The organism is Micromonospora humidisoli (genome assembly GCF_016900955.1).
Taxonomy (GTDB): Bacteria; Actinomycetota; Actinomycetes; order Mycobacteriales; family Micromonosporaceae; genus Micromonospora; species Micromonospora wenchangensis.
Genome location: NZ_JAFEUO010000003.1, coordinates 544,713 through 561,006, shown reverse-complemented (window position 1 = coordinate 561,006; position 16,294 = coordinate 544,713). Strand labels below are relative to the sequence as shown.

Sequence of the window (16,294 nt, the reverse complement as noted above, 5' to 3'; positions counted from 1 at the left end):
CACTCCTCGCGCTCACCGGTCACAACCACCCATCACGGGGTCCAGCGAGGCGCCACCGGCGATCACGTCGGCGATCAGGCCGCCCTCGGCCATCGCCGGAAGGGCCTGGAGGTTGACGAAGCTCGGCTCCCGGTAGTGCACCCGGTACGGCCGGGTGCCACCGTCGGAGACCGCGTGCACGCCCAGCTCGCCCCGGGGCGACTCGATGCCGACGTACACCTGGCCCGGCGGGACCCGGAAGCCCTCGGTGACCAGCTTGAAGTGATGGATCAGCGACTCCATCGACTGACCCATGATCTTGGCGACGTGCTCCAGCGAGTTGCCCATGCCGTCCACGCCGATGGCGAGCTGCGCCGGCCAGGCGATCTTGCGGTCGGCGACCATCACCGGGCCCGGCTTCAACCGGTCCAACGCCTGCTCGACCAGCTTGAGCGACTCCCGGATCTCGGCGAGCCGGACCAGGTAGCGGCCCCAGACGTCACCGTCCGGGTGGGTCGGCACGTCGAACTCGTACGTCTCGTAGCCGCAGTACGGCATGGTCTTGCGCAGATCCCAGGCCAGGCCGGCGGAGCGCAACACCGGGCCGGTGACGCCGAGCGCGACACAGGCGGTCACGTCGAGCACCGCGACGCCCTGGGTGCGCTCGGTCCAGATCGGCTGACCGGAGAGGAGGTCCTCGTACTCCTTGAGCTTCTTCGGCATCATCGCGAGGAAGTCGCGGATCTTGGCGATCGCCGCGTCCGGGACGTCCTGCGCCACCCCGCCCGGCCGGACGTACGCGTGGTTCATCCGCAGGCCGGTGATGGTCTCGAAGATGTCGAGGATGTACTCCCGCTCGCGGAAGCCGTACAGCATGATCGAGATCGCGCCCAGCTCCATGCCGGTGGTGGCCAGCCAGACCAGGTGCGAGGAGATCCGGTTCAGCTCCATCATCAGGACCCGGATCGTGGTGGCCCGCTCGGTGATGTCGTCGGTGATGCCGAGCAGCTTCTCCACCGCGAGGCTGTACGCCGTCTCGTTGAAGATCGGGGCGAGGTAGTCCATCCGGGTCACGAACGTCGAACCCTGCACCCAGTTGCGGTATTCGAGGTTCTTCTCGATGCCGGTGTGCAGGTAGCCGACGACCGAGCGGGCCTCGCGGACCGTCTCGCCCTCCAGCTCCAGGATCAGCCGGAGCACGCCGTGCGTCGACGGGTGCTGCGGACCCATGTTCACGACGATCCGCTCGTCGTTGATCGGGTCGGTGCCGGAGACGACCTGGTCCCAGTCCCCACCGGTGACGGTGAAGACCCGCCCCTCGGTGGTCTCCCGTTCGGTCGCGTAGTTGGACGTGGTCACTGGTATGACCTCCTACGGTCCGGCGGCGGGATCTCCGCGCCCTTGTACTCGACGGGGACGCCGCCGAGCGGGTAGTCCTTGCGCTGCGGGTGGCCCTCCCAGTCGTCCGGCATCAGGACCCGGGTCAGGTTGGGGTGGCCGTCGAAGATGACCCCGAACATGTCGTACGCCTCGCGCTCCTGCCAGTCGGCCGTCGGGTAGACGGCGGTGACGCTGGGCAGGTGCGGGTGCTCGGCGGAGACGGCCGCCTCCAGCCGGACCCGCCGCCGGTAGGTCATCGAGGTGAGCTGGTAGACCACGTGCAGCCGGCGCTCGTCGGCACCGAGGTAGTCCACCCCGGACACCGAGGAACACAGCTCGAAGCGCAGCGCGAGGTCGTCCCGCATCACCTGGCACACCTCGGCGATCCGCTCCGGGCGGACGTGCAGGGTCAGCTCGCCCCGGTCGACGACGACCTTCTCGATCGCGTCGCCGAACTGCGGGTACGCCTCCTCCAGCGCGTCGCGCACCTCGTCGAAGTAGCCCCCGTACGGCCGGGGCGCCTCCTCGATCGGGGTGCGGTGGCGGACCAGGCCGCCGTAGCCGGAGACGTCGCCGGTGCCCTGCATGCCGAACATGCCGCGCCCGGCCGGGCTGGACGGCGGCAGCTCGGCGGCAGCACCGCTGGTCGCACCGGCCGGGGTGACCGGCACCGGCACCCCGCCGTCGTTCTTCCTGTCGTTGCTCATTTGGGGCCAGCCTGGGTCTGGAGGTGGTTCTGGGCGTTCATCCAGTTCTCGATCCGCAACTGCTCCTCGCGCCCCTCACGGACCGCCTTCGTCCATTCGGCACGGCGGGCCTTGTCGTTGCGGTACGACGACGGCATCGAGCCGTACGGCACCACGGGCACGTCACCGCGCTCCAGCCGGGCCGCCTGCATCTTGCGGCCGTTCGGGCCCAGCGGCTCGTACATGATCTTCTCGCGGAGCTTGAGGATCGCGTCGATGAGCATCTCGGGGCGGGGCGGGCAGCCCGGCAGGTACATGTCGACCGGGACGACGTGGTCGACGCCCTGGACGATCGCGTAGTTGTTGAACATGCCGCCGCTGCTGGCGCAGACGCCCATGGAGAGCACCCACCGGGGCTCGGCCATCTGGTCGTAGATCTGGCGCAGCACCGGGGCCATCTTCTGGCTCACCCGGCCGGCCACGATCATCAGGTCGGCCTGGCGCGGCGAGGCGCGGAAGACCTCCATGCCCCAGCGGCCCATGTCGTAGTGCGGGCCACCGGCCGCCATCATCTCGATGGCGCAGCAGGCCAGGCCGAAGGTGGCGCCCCAGACGGACGACTTCCGCGACCAGTTGACCAGCTTCTCCACGGAGGTGAGCAGGACGCCGGCGGGGAGTTTCTCCTCGATGCCCATCTGACGTTCCTCCCTCAGTCCCAGTCCAGCCCGCCGCGCCGCCACACGTAGGCGTACGCGACGAAGACCGCGACGATGAACAGGACCATCTCCACGAAGCCGAAGATCGGCAGGGCGTCGAAGGAGACCGCCCAGGGGTAGAGGAAGATGATCTCGATGTCGAAGACGATGAAGAGCATCGCCGTCAGGTAGAACTTGATCGGGAACCGGCCGCCGCCCACGGGCTGCGGGCTGGGCTCGATCCCACACTCGTACGCCTCGAGCTTGGCCTTGTTGTAGCGCCGGGGACCGGCGAAGCGGGCGGCGGCCACGGAGAACAGCGAGAACGCCGCGGCGAGGGCGAACAGCCCGATGATCGGTGCGTAAGGCGAGAGCGACATCTTTTCTCCTGCTCGTCCTTCCCCTGCCCCAGGTGCTTGACAAAATTCACACTATTCACGTCCCTCGTGACTGCCGTCAGCGGGGGTCGATCCCTGTCCGTGCCGGTGCCGCCGTTGGCCCTGGCCCGGTCACGCCTCACACGGCCGGGGCCGCCTTCGTCATCGCGTTGATGACCCGGTCCATCGCGTCCCCGCCGCGCGGGTCGGTCAGGTTGGCCAGCAGCTTGAGCACGAAGCGCATCAGCATCGGGTGCGGCATGCCGTGCTTGGTGGCCATCCGCATCACCTCGGGCCGGCCGATCAGCTTGACGAAGATCCCGCCGAGCCGGTAATAGCCGCCGAACCGGGCCTTCAGCTCCTGCGGGTACGCGGTCAGCGCCCGCTCCCGCTCCGGGCCGGCCGGCCGGGCCAGCGCCTGCACGATGACCTCTGCGGCCAGTTCGCCGGATTCCATCGCGTACGCGATGCCCTCGCCGTTGAACGGGTTGACCATGCCGCCGGAGTCGCCGACCAGCAGGACCCCCCGGGTGTAGTGCGGCACCCGGTTGAAGCCCATCGGCAGCGCCGCGCCGAGGATCGGGCCGTCGGCGTTGGTCTCGTCGGTCATCCCCCAGTCCGCCGGGGTGTTGGCCAGCCAGTCGGTCAGCAGCCGCCGGTAGTTCGTCTTGCCGAACGCGGAGGAGGAGTTGAGCACGCCGAGGCCGACGTTGACCCGGCCGTCACCGAGGCCGAAGATCCAGCCGTAGCCGGGCAGCAGCGCGTCGCTGCCCTTGCTGCGCAGCTCCAGCCAGGACTCCAGATAGTCGTCGTCGTGCCGGGCCGGCGAGCGGTAGTAGCGGCGGACGGCCACGCCGATCGGCCGGTCCTCCCGCTTGGCCAGGCCCAGGGCGAGCGGGAACCGGCCGGAGACGCCGTCCGCGGCGACCACCAGCGGGGCGTGGAAGGTGGCCGGTTCCCGGTCCGGGCCGACCTCGGCGGTCACCCCGACCACCCGGTCGGCCGCGTCGAGCACCGGGCCGATGACGTTGACGTTGGTCCGCAGTTCGACACCGGCGGAGACCGCCCGCTGGGCGAGCAGGTCGTCGAAGTCCAGCCGGGTGCGGACCAGGCCGTAGTTGGGGAAGCTGGCCAGGTCGGGCCAGTCCAGTTCGAGGCGTACCCCGCCACCGATCACCCGCAGGCCCTTGTTGTGCAGCCAGCCGGCCTCGGGCGAGGTGTCCACGCCCATCCGGATGAGCTGCCGGGTCGCCCGGGGGGTGAGCCCGTCCCCGCACACCTTCTCGCGGGGGAACTCGGTCTTCTCCAGCAGCAGCACGCGTACGCCGTGCCGCGCCAGGTGGTACGCCGTCGCCGATCCACCGGGACCGGCGCCCACCACGATCACGTCGGCGTCGTTCTCCACCGATGTCATCTGCGCCTCCTCCCGCACGCTCGTGAAATGCTTCACAAGCCGATCGGGTTGGAGTCTATGACCGTGGTTACACAGCTGCCGGGTGAGGGGTACCTAACTTCCTGGAAACAGGCCGGTCGGGGTGGGTTCGTCCCTCAGTTCCGGGCGATGTCGAGCCCGTCGTCGGCCCGGACCGCCGCCGGCAGGTGGTCACGCAGCGCTCCGCCGGCCGCTCGGTCGAGCGCACCCAGCACCTCGGCCACCACCTGACGGACCTCGGCCGGGTCCGCGCCGGCCAGCTCCCTGAGCTGGGCGACCAGCTCGGCGGCATCGTCGTCGGCGGGGATCGCGGGGTCGGTGGGCACTACTCCGGTCATGCCGGGGAGCTTACGCCCCAATTTAGACCAAAGGCAGACATTAAGGAAAAAGCGGCTTCACCCTCGGTCACGTCCGGATGGCCCGGTGCAGGGCCACCACCCCGCCGGTCAGGTTGCGCCACGCCACCCGGCCCCAGCCGGCCGCGCCGACCCGCGCCGCCAGGGCCGCCTGGTCCGGCCAGGCCCGGATCGACTCGGCCAGGTAGACGTACGCGTCGGGGTTGCTGGACACCGTCCGGGCCACCACCGGCAACGACCGCATCAGGTACGACAGGTAGACCGTCCGGAATGCCTGGTGCACCGGCGTGCTGAACTCGCAGACCACCAGCCGGCCCCCCGGCCGGGTCACCCGGGCCAGCTCCCGCAGCGCCGCATCGGGGTCGTTGACGTTACGCAGGGCGAAGGAGATCGTCACCGCGTCGAACGAGGCGTCGGCGAAGGGCAGCCGCAGCGCGTCCCCGGCGAGCAGCGGCACCTCCGGCCGGACCCGCTTGCCGGCGTGCAGCATCCCCTGCGACAGGTCAGCCCCCACCGCGTACGCCCCGGAGCGGGCCAGTTCCTGCGTCGACACCCCGGTGCCGGCGCCCACGTCCAGCACCCGCTCACCGGGGAGCAGCCCGAGCGCCGCCCGGGTGGCCCGTCGCCACGACCGGTCCTGCCCGAAGGACAGCACAGTGTTGGTCAGGTCGTAGCGGGCGGCCACCCCGTCGAACATCGCGGCGACCTCGTGCGGGGACTTGTCCAGGCCGGCGCGCTGGCCCTGCGGGGTACGGCTCACCCCTCCACTCTGCCAGCCTGACCCCACCCACCCGCCGCTGGGTCCGACCGACCCGGGGGTCGGCGACGGGCGGCACGCAAGGCGGGGCGGACGCGCGGCGGGCGGGGTGGTCGCCCACCCCGCCCGCCGTCCTGCCGTGGTGCGGAAAACCTGCCTCCGGTCAGCTCTGCGGCTTCTCGTCGCCCGGTGCCACCAGCACCAGCCGACGCCGACGGGCGAGCATCAGCATCGCGCCGCCCGCGAGCAGCACGACGACGCCGATGCCACCGATCAGGGTGGCCTGCGCACCGGTCACCGGCAGACCGCCGTCGCCGCCACCCGTGCCGCCACCGGTCGTCGGGCTGACGCTGGTGCTCGGGCTCGGCTGACCGCTGGTGCTCGGGCTCGGCTCACCGGTCGGGCTGGGGCTCGGGCTCGGGCCGGTGCTCAGGTCGACGAACACGTCGAACAACGAGGTGTTGTCACCGTCGTCGGTCTCGGTGAAGACCTTGCGCTGCGCCTTGCTGGCGACCTGCGGCTCCTCCTCCGGGGTGCCCTCGGCCTCGGTCAGCCCGGCGGCGAACAGGACGCCCGGGGTGAGCACCTTCTCGGTGACGCCCGTGCCGACCTTGATCCGGACGTCGGCGGTGTAGAACTCGCCCGGCCGCAGCACCGCGCCGCCGTCCTCGCAGTACGCCACCACGCCGCCCAGGTCCTGCGTGACGCAGCTCTCCGGCAGGTCGACGAAGCTGGCGCCCTCCGGCAGGGCGATCCCGTAGAAGACGCCGGTCGCGCGGCGGCTGCCGCCGTTGTAGACCGCCCAGTCCAGCGGGGCGGTCCCGCCGGGCTTGACGCCGGTCAGTCCGCTCTCGCCGGCGTCGTCGCCGTCGACCACCACGTCGGCGTAGACGTCCTGCACCCAGGTGGTCAGGTCGTAGCCGGGCTTGACGACCATGATGTCGTGGTCGACCGAGTCCGACGTGGTGTTGGACCCGCTCACGGTCACCTTCAGCACGCCACCCTTGCCGCGCGTGTCGGTGCCGAACAGCGGGATGCCGAACTCCTCGGTGGTGCCGGCGGCGATGTCGTCGGTGGTGCCCCCCAGGTCGGACAGGGAGCAGGTGAAGGCGGTGCCGCTGACGGCGCAGCCGTCCGGCACGAGCACCCCTACCTTGTTGGGCCTCAGGCCCGCGGTCTCGACAGTGACCTTCACGTCCTTGGCGTCGACCGTGCCGCGGACGTTCTGCACGGAGAACTTGAACGGCTTGGCCTTGGCCTCCTTGACGCCCAGGGCCAGCTGGGAGCTGAGCGGGACGAGGTCGAGCTGCGCCTGGTCGGCGGCGCTGGCCGGGGCGGCGACGGTGGCCAGGCCACCGACGGCGAGCAGGGCCACGGCGCCGAGGCGGGCCAGGGCCGAGCGGTGGAACAGAGTCATCGATCCCCCGGGGGGCTAGGGACTGCTGGGAAAGGTGGGGCTGATGTGGCGAACCGAGCGGACGTTATCCGAGATCGACGCCGGTACGCCAGCCGTGACGTGCGTTTTTGTCCGAGACGGGGCCGAACGGAGGAGGAGCGGGGGCGGGACGGTCACCCGTCCCGCCCCCGTTTTATATGAACGGCCCTCCCGGGCCGATGGAGGACGTACGACACTCGTCATCCGCTCGCCGCAGGCGGTCAGCGGAGGTACGTCGGGCGCACGTTAGCGGGCACCGCCGCGCCGCGCCAACCCCCGCGCCGTAGCGCCGGCTGCGGAATATCCGCCCAGCGTGCCGCACGCCGCCCCAATTGCCGCGTCTTGTGGGGGCTGGTCCCGCGTCGCCTCGGCCGAACGGCGACCACGAATATCCCCTGGGCCGACACCCGGACCCGTTCAGCCAGTCACGATTCCAGCCCGACCGGTGACTCCCCGTGACAACCAGCCGGGCTCAGCGTGCCTCGACGAGCGGCAGCGTACGGCCGGCGCCCCCGCCGGGCATGGCGATCGAGGAGAAGTGCGACACCACCCGGTCGTCGGTCGGGTCGTCGGCGGGGGTGTGGTGCACCGCCAGCCGCCGGTAGAGGGTGTCCCGCTGGGCCGGGATCCGGTCCGCCGAGCGGATCATGCCGATCAGCTCGTGCAGGTTGGACCGGTGCCGCGCGCCGGCCGAGGAGATGACGTTCTCCTCCAGCATGATCGAACCGAGGTCGTCGACGCCCATGTGCAGGGCGAGCTGGCCGACGTCCTTGCCGGTGGTCAGCCAGGACGCCTGCAGGTGCGGCACGGTCTCGAAGAACAGCCGGGCCACCGCCACCAGGCGCAGGTACTCCAGGGTGGTGGCCTGGGTGCGGCCCTTGAGGTGGTTGTTCTCCGGCTGGTACGTCCACGGGATGAACGCCCGGAACCCCCGGGTGCGGTCCTGCACGTCGCGGATCATCCGCAGGTGCTCGATCCGCTCGGCGTTGGTCTCGCCGGTGCCCATCATCATCGTGGCGGTGGACTCCAGACCCTGCCGGTGGGCCAACTCCATGACCTCCAGCCAGCGCGCGCCGGATTCCTTGAGCGGGGCGATCGCCTTGCGCGGCCGGTCGGGGAGCATCTCGGCCCCGGCGCCGGCGATCGAGTCCAGCCCGGCCGTCTTGATCCGGGCGATGGCCTCGTCCAGGCTGACGCCGGACACCTTCGCCATGTGCAGGATCTCGCTCGGCCCGATCGAGTGGATCGCCAGTTGCGGGTACGCCTTCTTGACCGAGGAGAACAGCTCCTCGTAGTACTCCACGCCGTAGTCCGGGTGGTGGCCGCCCTGGAGCATGACCTGGGTGGCGCCCAGCTCGACCGCCTCGCCGCAGCGACGCAGGATCTCCTCGGTCGGGTGGGTCCACCCCTCGGCGTGCTTGGGGGCCCGGTAGAAGGCGCAGAACTTGCACGCCGTCACGCAGACGTTGGTGTAGTTGATGTTGCGGTCGATCAGGTAGGTGACGACGTTGTCCGGGTAGCGCCGCCGGCGTACCGCGTCCGCCGCCTCGCCCAACGCGTGGAAGGGCGCCTCGGTGTAGAGCAGCAGCGCCTCTTCGGGCGTGATCCGCCCGCCGTCCGCGCCACGTTGCAGGATGTCGTCGATCTCCCGGTTCGCCGTCACATCCCGAGCGTACGCCGAACGCGGTTTGCTGCCCGTGGGGGTGCGCCGGGGCGCGCTCCGCTCGACCAGGGAGCTGTCATATTGTCAAGATCATGACAACTTGTATGCCATCCCTTGACAACCTGTGATGCCAATACACAACATGATGGCCGGACTGCGTGGCGACGATTGTTGAGGAAGATGGAGCAGACACCCGGCACTGCCGCCCGATGCCGAGCGGACGGAGGACTAACGGAAGCCAGCCTCGGAGAGTTACGAGAGGAACTCGGCTACCGGAAGCTGGGGCGTTGGGTGCTGGCAGAGATCGCAGAAGCGCTCCAGGCCACCGGGCTCGGCTACTTCCCGCCAGAGCGCTTGGACCCGGACCAGAACACCGAACCGCGACAGAACCAGACCGTGTGGATCTACTGCCGCGACGGCGGGCCGCGGGCTCGCGTCATCGATGCCGTCCTCCGTCCCCAGGAGTGCGACGTACGTGCCGTTCTCGACGGGATCGGGGGTGGCAACCTGGCCGCCCTCGGCCCTCAGGACCGCCTTGAACTAATCCGACAAATCGTCAATGCCGGAAACAACGGGTGACCGCCACGGCAGAGGGGCACCCGGGTTGAGGAGCCACATCTTCGTGGACGAGACCAAGGAACGCAGCTTCCTCCTGGTCGCCGCCGTCGTGCTGCCTTCCGACCTGATTCGCGCCCGCAGGACAGTGCGGAGTCTCGTCCTGCCCCACCAGCGCCGGATCCACTTTCACAAGGAAAGAGATGACCGGCGGCGGCAGATCGTCACCGCGATCACCACCATCGGGGTTCAGGCCACCGTGTTCGATGCAGTCGGCCACCGGACCACGAAAGCTGCCCGGGATGCCTGCCTCGCCGGGCTGGTCGAATACGCCGCGAAGACCAGTGCAGCGCGTCTGGTCATCGAGCGGGACGACTCGACGCTCAAGGCCGATCAGCGGCTGCTCTTTGATGAGGTTCGCAGAGCCGGAATCGCCGGACAACTCCGCTACGACCATCTGAAAGCGCACGAGGAGTGCCTGCTGGCCATCCCTGACGCACTCGCCTGGTGTTGGGCGAGAGGAGGACACTGGCGCACGGCGGTGCGGGCCGTGGTCACCGAATCACACCGGGTCTGACCGGCCCGAGAAACGCGAGACCCGGCCCACCCACCGTCCGGAAGGCTGCCGGGTCCACTTCCAGGGGGCTACTGCCCCCGGCGATAGCCAGGCTACCTTCGTCCGGAGCATCCGGACAACTCATTGCCAGTATGTCTGGCCGGGGACACCCGGAGCGAAGTCTCGGCACTCACTCACCCGTCGAGCACCACTCCGACCTCACCTACCGGCCCGCCCATGTCGGCACCGACTGAGCGGTCGCCAGGATGGCGAAACCGGTGCAGATCGGTCGATCCCGGGTGAGTCGCTGACGTCATCAGCTCGACAGGACCCGCAACAGACAACAGGCCCGCCGACCGGGGCGGGACGCGGCCGACGACGCTATCCGTCGTAGTCGACAGTAAGGGTGTCGGTGGTGGGGGTGGACTGGCAGGTCAGTACGTACCCGGCGGCCACCTCTTCCGGCTCCAGGGCGTAGTTGCGGGCCATCGTCACCGCACCGGAGACCACCTTCGCCCGGCAGGTCGAGCAGACCCCGCCCTTGCAGGCGTACGGCAGTTCGCCGCGCACCTTCAGCGCCGCGTCCAGCACACGCTCGCCCGCGCCCATGGTGAACCGCGACGATCGGCCGTCCAGCACGATCGTCACCTCCGCGCCGCCTGTCGACTCGCCGCTGCGGCGTACCGGCTCCGGTGGGGCGTCGACGTGGAACAACTCGGTGTGCACCGCCGACTCCGGCAGGCCCCGGCCGGTCAGCACCGCCTTCGCGTCCAGCACCAGTTGGTACGGGCCGCAGAGGAACCACTCGGCGATGGCGTCGCCGGGCACGATGGTGTCCAGCAGCCGGCCCAGCCGGTCGGCGTCGATCCGGCCGGAGAGCAACGGTGACTCGCCCGGCTCCCGGGAGAGCACATGCACCAGGTGCAGCCTCGTCGGGTAGCGGTCCTTCAGGTCGGCCAACTCCTCGGCGAACATCACCGTGTTCGCCGTCCGGTTGCCGTACACCAGGGTGAAGGTGCTGGCCGGCTCGACGGTCAGGGCGGTCGCGACCAGCGCGAGCACCGGGGTGATCCCGGAGCCGGCGACCACCGCGCCGTAGTGCCGCACCCGGTCCGGCGCGAACGCCGTGGTGAAATGCCCCAGCGGAGGCAGCACCTCGACGGTGTCGCCGTGCCGCAGCGCGCCGCAGGCGTAACTGGAAAACGCGCCGCCGGGGATCTCCCGCACCCCGATCCGCAGCCGGCCGTGCCGGGCCAGGTCGTCAGGCGTCGAGCAGATCGAGTACGACCGCCGCACGTCCGCACCGGCGGCACCGGGCAGGCGGACGGTCAGGTGCTGGCCGGCGACGAAGGCGAACGTCGCCCGCAACTCCTCGGGCACCGCGAAGGTGATCGCCACGGCGTCGTCGGTGAGCCGGTCGACGGCGGCGACCGGCAGCGGGTGGAAGGACGGCCGGCGACGGACCGGGCGGGTGATGGTGACAGTCATAGCGCCTTCAGGTGGTCGAAGGGTTCGGAGCAGGAACGACAGCGCCAGAGCGCCTTGCACGCGGTGGAACCGAACCGGCTGACCTGCGCGGTCTCCGGCGAGCCGCACCGGGGGCAACGCACCGCCAGGGTCAGCGGCACCGCCGTGCCGTCGCCGCGCGGGCCGGGCGGGGCGATCCCGGCGGCGGCGAGTTTCGCCCGGCCGCCCTCGGAGATCCAGTCCGTACTCCAGGCGGGGCTGAAGACCGTGCGGACCTCGGCGTCGGGATACCCGGCGACCGCCAGCGCCCGCCGGATGTCGTCCCGGATCACGTCCATCGCCGGACAGCCGGTGTAGGTGGGGGTGATCGTGACGACCACCCGGCCGGTCTCCCGGTCCCGGTCGACCGCCCGCAGGATGCCCAGCTCGTCGATGGTGATCACCCGGATCTCCGGATCCACCACCGCCGCCACGGCCGCCCTCGGGTCGGTCACCGCTGCCACCCCAGGCCCGCCCGGCTCACCACCGGGCCCCGGGGTGGGCGCGGTGCAGCACCTGCATCTCGGCCAGCAGGAAGGACAGGTGCTCGGTGTGCACGCCGGCCCGGCCGCCGCCCGGCGTCCAGCCGGTCTCCGGCCGGGTCAGGGTGGCCTCGGCCAGCACCGGGTGCACCGCGGCGTCGAAGTCGGCCCGCAGGGTGGCCGGGTCGACCGGGGCCGCCGGGTCCGCCGTGAACAGCTCGTGGTGGTACGGCCAGATCTGGTCCAGCGCGGCCTGGGCGCGGCGGTGCGACTCGTCGGTGCCGTCGCCGAGCCGCTTCACCCACAGCGCGGAATGGTCCAGGTGGTAGGCGGACTCCTTGCGCGCCTTCGCGCCGATGGCGGCGAGCCGCTCGTCGGAACAGCCGGCCAGCGCGGTGTAGAGCGGCACCTGGTACGCCGCGAGCAGCAGCAGCTTCACCATGGTCACCGCGAAGTCGCCGTTGGGCAGCTCGACCAGCAGGCAGTTGCGGAACTCCCGGTCGTCGCGCAGGTACGCCAACGCGTCCTCGTCCCGGCCGGCGCCCTCCAGCTCCCCCGCGTACGACAACAGCAGGCGGGCCGCGCCGAGCTGGTCGAGGGCGATGTTGGCCAGCGCGATGTCCTCTTCCATCTCGGGCGCACGGGTGGCCCACTCGCCGAGCCGCTGGGCGGCCACCAGCGCGTCGTCGCCGAGGGCGAGGGTGAAGTCGAAGGGGCCGTTCACAGGTGGGCCACCCCGTCCGGCACCTCGTAGAAGGTGGGGTGGCGGTAGACCTTGTCGGCGGCCGGGTCGAAGAAGGCGTCCTTCTCGTCGGGGCTGGACGCGGTGATCGCCGCGGCCGGCACCACCCAGATGGAGACGCCCTCCTGCCGGCGGGTGTAGAGGTCCCGGGCGTTGCGCAGGGCCAGCTCGGCGTCGGGGGCGTGCAGGCTGCCGACGTGGGTGTGGGACAGCCCTCGTCGGGCCCGGACGAAGACCTCCCACAGCGGCGAGGTCGCCGAGGCCCGGGGCGGTTCGTTCTGCTCGCTCACGCGGCCACCTTCTCCCGCTGCGACTCGGCCCGCTGCTTCGCGGCGTACGCCGTGGCGGCCTCGCGGACCCACGCGCCGTCGGCGTGTGCGCGGCGGCGGTGTTCCATCCGCTGCCTGTTGCACGGGCCCTCCCCCTTGATCACCCGCATCAGCTCGTCGTAGTCGGGCTGGGTGAAGTCGTACGCCTGCCGCTCGTCGTTCCAGCGCAGGTCGGGGTCGGGGATGGTGAGGCCGAGGACCTCCGCCTGCTGCACGCACATGTCGACGAAGCGCTGCCGCAGCTCGTCGTTGGAGAACCGCTTGATCTTCCAGGCCATCGACTGGGCGGAGTGGGTGGAGTCACCGTCGGGCGGGCCGAACATCGCCAGTGACGGGTACCACCAGCGGTCGAGCGCGTCCTGCGCCATCGCCCGCTGGGCCGGGGTGCCCTGCGCCAGGGTGTGCAGGATCTCGAAGCCCTGCCGCTGGTGGAACGACTCCTCCTTGCAGACCCGGATCATCGCCCGCGCGTACGGCCCGTAGGAGCAGCGGCAGAGCGGGACCTGGTTGACGATCGCCGCGCCGTCCACCAGCCAGCCGATCGCGCCCACGTCGGCCCAGGTGAGGGTGGGGTAATTGAAGATCGAGCTGTACTTCTGCCGGCCGTCGAGCAGCAGCTCCACCAGTTCGTCGCGGCTGACGCCGAGGGTCTCGGCGGCGGCGTAGAGGTAGAGACCGTGGCCGGCCTCGTCCTGGACCTTGGCCAGCAGGATGGCCTTGCGCTTGAGCGAGGGGGCGCGGCTGATCCAGTTCCCCTCGGGCTGCATGCCGATGATCTCCGAGTGGGCGTGCTGGGCGATCTGCCGGACCAGGGTCCGCCGGTAGGCCTCGGGCATCCAGTCGCGGGGTTCGATCTTCTGGTCGGCGTCGATCACGTCGGCGAAGTACGCCGCCGGATCCGCACCGGGCGTGGTGGCACCCTCCCGGGCGCGGGCCGCCGCCTCGCGCAGCGCCGCCTCGGCGGCCTCGACCTGACCGAGCAGGCCACCGCCGGGCGTGTCCTGCTCCGGGGCGAAGTCGTTGCCATACATTCGTCAAGTGTTACAGCTCGCCTCCGATGACACCAGAGGGTGTAACAGGATTTGAGTAGCGGCTTCCGTTACCAGGTGGATGCGCTCGGTCGACACCAGGACACCTGCTCAGATATGACTTGGGTCACTGATCAAAGATGAATACCTACAAGGGGCGCAAACCGTGCCTTTATCTCGACTTACCGGCAGTTTGCCGTGCGTCGGATTCTGGCGAGTCGGCTGTCCGGACGTAGACTTCCCCGGTCACCACCGATCGGCTACCGACGATCGCCAGCGAGACACAGGCCATTCCCCCGGCCTCGGCGGTCGAGCCGACACCCGCGGAAGCAGCCGGTCCCCCCGGCCTGACATCTGGAGTTCACCCACGCATGCGATCTCGCGTGATCATGGTGCTCGCCGTCATGGCGGTGCTGCTCGGCACCGGCCTGCTGGTGCCGACCGCGTACGCCAAGCTCGCCGGCGACGACCCGACAGGCGGTACCGGCGGCGGCACGGCGGAGAAGGTGCCCGCGCCCGCGCCTACCGCACCCCCGGCACCCACCCTGGCCGCCGGCCCGGTCACCGTGAACTTCAAGGGGGAGTTCTTCGCCTGGGCCCTGCAGGACCGCAAGACCGGTCAACTCTCCGGCTCGAAGAACATGACCTCGACCAGCTCCACCGAGTCGATGCTCAAGGTCTGGATCGTCTCCGACTACCTGCGCGAGCTCGGCGACCAGAAGCCACCGGCAGCGATGTTGAAGAACGCGAGCCTGGCCATCCGGGACAGCAACGACGACGCCACCAACCGGATCTACGCGAAGTCGGGCGGCTCGTACCGGGCGCTGGACAACGGCCAGCCCGGCCCGGTGCTCAAGCGGGCGATCACCACCTGCGGCCTCAAGGACACCAAGCCCGGCAACGTCTCCGGCTACGAGGGCTGGTGGAGCTTCACCCGGATGTCCCCCCGCGACGCCGCCCGGCTCGGTGACTGCATCGCCGACGGCACGGCCGCCGGCCCCCACTGGACCAAGTGGGTGCTCAACGAGATGGCCCAGGTCCGGGGCAGCGTGAGCAAGCAGCTGGCCCGCGCCGGCGGCGGCCGGTGGGGCATCATCGACGGCCTGCCCGACGAGATCACCAAGCAGGGCCCGGTTGCCATGAAGAACGGCTGGACCCCCCTCAGCTACGACGGCAACTGGCACGTCAGCTGCCTCGCCGTCACCGACAAGTGGAGCCTCGCCGTGATGATGCGCTACCCGATACGCCAGCAGTTGACCTATGGTGCCAAGGTGTGCGCCAGCGTCGCCACCCAACTGGTCACCCCGCAGCCCGGTGCCGCACTCAAGGTGCCCCAGCCGCTCGGGAAGCTCTGATGCCGGGCAGCCGGCGGCCCGGCCGCTCCACCCGACGGGACCACCGACCGTTGAAGATCGCCGCGGTCGCCGCGGTCCTCACCGGTCTGGTGCTCGTCTCGCTGCGGCTGCTCCCCGGCTCACCGATGGAGTCCACCGCCGCCTCACGCTGGGGTGACGCGTCCACCGAGTCCCGGTCCACCGGATCGGCCGTCGACCGCCGCAGCCGGCCGGCCCCGGCACCGTCGCCGACCCCCTCGCTCACCCCGCTGCCCTTCGCAGACCGGGACCTCGACCTCGACATCAAGGGCTGGTACGCCTGGAGCGTGCTGGACCGCCGCACCGGCGCGATCATCGGCTCGGACAACATGGCCGAGACCAGCACCACCGCCTCGCTGATCAAGTCGTGGATCGTCGCCGACTACCTGCGGCGGGCCGACGAGAGCGGGCAGACCCCGAGCGACGCCAAGCTCGCCGACGCCACCCGGATCATCCGGGACAGCGACAACACCCGGGCCGAGCAGTTCTACAACGGGGTCGGCCGGTCCGCCTCGATCAAGCGGCTGATCTCGCTGTGCAAGCTCACCGACAGCAGTGTGGCCGCCGACGGTGGCTGGAGCCGGACCAACCTCTCCCCCCGTGACGCCGCCCGGCTCGGCAACTGCATCGCCGACGGTCGCGCCGCCGGCCCCGAGTGGACCAAGTGGCTGCTCAACGAGATGCGGCTGGTCCGGGGCTCGGGTGACTTCGGCATCCGCAAGGCGTTCCCGGCCGCCCAGCAGAAGAAGATCGCCATCAAGAACGGCTGGATCGACCGGACCCGCGAGCAGGAGATGCACATCAACTGCCTGGCCATCGGCGACACCTGGACGATGGGTGTGATGGTCCGCTACCCGATCAACCTGGGCTACGAGTACGGCATGAAGAACTGCCAGAAGATCACCGAAGCCCTGATCGGCCCCAGCACCTGACCCGAACCGGCCGGTCCGGAGCCGGGTCGAC

The 16,294-nt window shown here is 70.4% G+C and carries 18 protein-coding genes; 4 read left to right on the top strand and 14 right to left on the bottom strand.

Annotated features, from left to right (window positions below):
- Positions 1–12 precede the first annotated feature (12 nt).
- The 9 genes from JQN84_RS13320 to mqnC form a co-directional block, all read right to left on the bottom strand.
- Positions 13–1,338, bottom strand: coding sequence for an NADH-quinone oxidoreductase subunit D (locus JQN84_RS13320; RefSeq protein ID WP_204958665.1), 1,326 nt, complete (start codon positions 1,336–1,338; stop codon positions 13–15).
- Positions 1,335–2,066 carry an NADH-quinone oxidoreductase subunit C gene (locus JQN84_RS13315; protein WP_204958664.1) on the bottom strand — a complete coding sequence of 244 codons (732 nt, stop codon included), beginning with the start codon at positions 2,064–2,066 and terminating at the stop codon, positions 1,335–1,337. The genes JQN84_RS13320 and JQN84_RS13315 overlap by 4 nt, the downstream gene beginning before the upstream one ends.
- The gene (locus JQN84_RS13310; protein ID WP_067300532.1) at positions 2,063–2,740 is read right to left on the bottom strand and encodes a NuoB/complex I 20 kDa subunit family protein; all 678 of its coding nucleotides are present in this window, start codon (positions 2,738–2,740) and stop codon (positions 2,063–2,065) included. The genes JQN84_RS13315 and JQN84_RS13310 overlap by 4 nt, the downstream gene beginning before the upstream one ends.
- 14 nt (positions 2,741–2,754) lie before the next feature.
- Positions 2,755–3,120 (bottom strand): NADH-quinone oxidoreductase subunit A, encoded by a 366-nt coding sequence (locus JQN84_RS13305; protein WP_067300536.1) that lies wholly within the window; start codon positions 3,118–3,120, stop codon positions 2,755–2,757.
- Between the two features lie 136 nt (positions 3,121–3,256).
- Complete coding sequence (locus JQN84_RS13300) at positions 3,257–4,531, bottom strand: geranylgeranyl reductase family protein (protein ID WP_204958663.1); 1,275 nt, start codon at positions 4,529–4,531, stop codon at positions 3,257–3,259.
- 134 nt (positions 4,532–4,665) lie between these two features.
- Positions 4,666–4,887, bottom strand: coding sequence for a hypothetical protein (locus JQN84_RS13295; RefSeq protein ID WP_204958662.1), 222 nt, complete (start codon positions 4,885–4,887; stop codon positions 4,666–4,668).
- Between the two features lie 67 nt (positions 4,888–4,954).
- A complete protein-coding gene (locus tag JQN84_RS13290; protein ID WP_204958661.1) occupies positions 4,955–5,665 on the bottom strand; it encodes a demethylmenaquinone methyltransferase in 711 nt (236 codons plus the stop codon).
- 160 nt (positions 5,666–5,825) lie between these two features.
- Positions 5,826–7,079: an LPXTG cell wall anchor domain-containing protein gene (locus tag JQN84_RS13285; protein WP_204958660.1), complete on the bottom strand. Its 1,254-nt coding sequence runs from the start codon at positions 7,077–7,079 to the stop codon at positions 5,826–5,828.
- 490 nt (positions 7,080–7,569) lie between these two features.
- Positions 7,570–8,760, bottom strand: coding sequence for a cyclic dehypoxanthinyl futalosine synthase (mqnC, locus tag JQN84_RS13280; RefSeq protein WP_204958659.1), 1,191 nt, complete (start codon positions 8,758–8,760; stop codon positions 7,570–7,572).
- Positions 8,761–9,051: 291 nt separating this feature from the next.
- Between mqnC and JQN84_RS13275 the strand changes: the two genes are divergently transcribed.
- Both JQN84_RS13275 and JQN84_RS13270 read left to right on the top strand, forming a co-directional pair.
- On the top strand, positions 9,052–9,339 hold the full coding sequence (locus JQN84_RS13275; protein WP_204958658.1) for a hypothetical protein: 288 nt from the start codon (positions 9,052–9,054) through the stop codon (positions 9,337–9,339).
- A 43-nt stretch (positions 9,340–9,382) separates the two neighbouring features.
- Positions 9,383–9,892, top strand: a complete 510-nt coding sequence (locus JQN84_RS13270; protein ID WP_204958657.1) for a hypothetical protein — start codon at positions 9,383–9,385, stop codon at positions 9,890–9,892.
- A 360-nt stretch (positions 9,893–10,252) separates the two neighbouring features.
- Here the strand turns inward: JQN84_RS13270 and paaE are convergent, their stop codons facing one another.
- Genes paaE through paaA form a run of 5 tightly spaced genes read right to left on the bottom strand, consistent with a single transcriptional unit; the run spans position 10,253 to position 13,961 of the window.
- Positions 10,253–11,359 (bottom strand): 1,2-phenylacetyl-CoA epoxidase subunit PaaE, encoded by a 1,107-nt coding sequence (gene paaE, locus JQN84_RS13265; protein WP_204958656.1) that lies wholly within the window; start codon positions 11,357–11,359, stop codon positions 10,253–10,255.
- Complete coding sequence (gene paaD / locus JQN84_RS13260; protein ID WP_204958655.1) at positions 11,356–11,832, bottom strand: 1,2-phenylacetyl-CoA epoxidase subunit PaaD; 477 nt, start codon at positions 11,830–11,832, stop codon at positions 11,356–11,358. Before paaD ends, paaE begins: the two co-directional genes overlap by 4 nt.
- A 25-nt stretch (positions 11,833–11,857) precedes the next feature.
- Entirely contained in the window at positions 11,858–12,583 is a 726-nt protein-coding gene (gene paaC / locus JQN84_RS13255; protein WP_204958654.1) for a 1,2-phenylacetyl-CoA epoxidase subunit PaaC, read from the bottom strand.
- Positions 12,580–12,891, bottom strand: coding sequence for a 1,2-phenylacetyl-CoA epoxidase subunit PaaB (gene paaB, locus JQN84_RS13250; RefSeq protein ID WP_204958653.1), 312 nt, complete (start codon positions 12,889–12,891; stop codon positions 12,580–12,582). The genes paaC and paaB overlap by 4 nt, the downstream gene beginning before the upstream one ends.
- Complete coding sequence (gene paaA / locus JQN84_RS13245; RefSeq protein WP_204958652.1) at positions 12,888–13,961, bottom strand: 1,2-phenylacetyl-CoA epoxidase subunit PaaA; 1,074 nt, start codon at positions 13,959–13,961, stop codon at positions 12,888–12,890. Before paaA ends, paaB begins: the two co-directional genes overlap by 4 nt.
- Positions 13,962–14,329: 368 nt before the next feature.
- Here paaA and JQN84_RS13240 point away from each other — a divergent pair, with 368 nt between their 5' ends.
- Complete coding sequence (locus JQN84_RS13240) at positions 14,330–15,313, top strand: hypothetical protein (protein ID WP_204958651.1); 984 nt, start codon at positions 14,330–14,332, stop codon at positions 15,311–15,313.
- Positions 15,313–16,263: a serine hydrolase gene (locus JQN84_RS13235; protein ID WP_204958650.1), complete on the top strand. Its 951-nt coding sequence runs from the start codon at positions 15,313–15,315 to the stop codon at positions 16,261–16,263. Before JQN84_RS13240 ends, JQN84_RS13235 begins: the two co-directional genes overlap by 1 nt.
- Positions 16,264–16,294: the final 31 nt, after the last annotated feature.

Coding starts and splice junctions, on each gene's coding strand:
- JQN84_RS13285 (WP_204958660.1), bottom strand. CDS start 7,079: ATGACTCTGTTCCACCGCTCGGCCCTGGCCCGCCTCGGCGCCGTGGCC.
- JQN84_RS13295 (WP_204958662.1), bottom strand. CDS start 4,887: ATGACCGGAGTAGTGCCCACCGACCCCGCGATCCCCGCCGACGACGAT.
- JQN84_RS13310 (WP_067300532.1), bottom strand. CDS start 2,740: ATGGGCATCGAGGAGAAACTCCCCGCCGGCGTCCTGCTCACCTCCGTG.
- JQN84_RS13315 (WP_204958664.1), bottom strand. CDS start 2,066: ATGAGCAACGACAGGAAGAACGACGGCGGGGTGCCGGTGCCGGTCACC.
- JQN84_RS13305 (WP_067300536.1), bottom strand. CDS start 3,120: ATGTCGCTCTCGCCTTACGCACCGATCATCGGGCTGTTCGCCCTCGCC.
- JQN84_RS13235 (WP_204958650.1), top strand. CDS start 15,313: ATGCCGGGCAGCCGGCGGCCCGGCCGCTCCACCCGACGGGACCACCGA.
- JQN84_RS13300 (WP_204958663.1), bottom strand. CDS start 4,531: ATGACATCGGTGGAGAACGACGCCGACGTGATCGTGGTGGGCGCCGGT.
- paaE (WP_204958656.1), bottom strand. CDS start 11,359: ATGACTGTCACCATCACCCGCCCGGTCCGTCGCCGGCCGTCCTTCCAC.
- paaA (WP_204958652.1), bottom strand. CDS start 13,961: ATGTATGGCAACGACTTCGCCCCGGAGCAGGACACGCCCGGCGGTGGC.
- JQN84_RS13240 (WP_204958651.1), top strand. CDS start 14,330: ATGCGATCTCGCGTGATCATGGTGCTCGCCGTCATGGCGGTGCTGCTC.